General features: G+C 60.2%; 1 pseudogene. It reads left to right on the forward strand.

The window, feature by feature from the left end:
- Window positions 1–11 precede the first annotated feature (11 nt).
- A pseudogene (locus tag F1735_RS37325) lies at window positions 12–201 on the forward strand (IS66 family transposase); the annotation flags it as partial.

A 201-nucleotide genomic window follows, 5' to 3' on the forward strand; every position in this document is an offset into this window, starting at 1 on the left:
ACAATTCCAGTGTGCCGCCGTCGGCCGATGGCTTGAAAAAGAAGAAAACGAAATCCTTGCGCAAGCCCTCGGACAAGAAGGTCGGCGGGCAGCCGGGCCACGACGGAACGACGCTGATGCAAACGGCGCAACCGACCGAGATCGTCGTCCATCCACTGCCGAGCCAATGCGATCATTGCCACCACCAATTGCCGGCCGATG

This window comes from Massilia genomosp. 1, from assembly GCF_011682185.1.
Taxonomy (GTDB): Bacteria; Pseudomonadota; Gammaproteobacteria; order Burkholderiales; family Burkholderiaceae_D; genus Telluria_A; species Telluria_A rubra.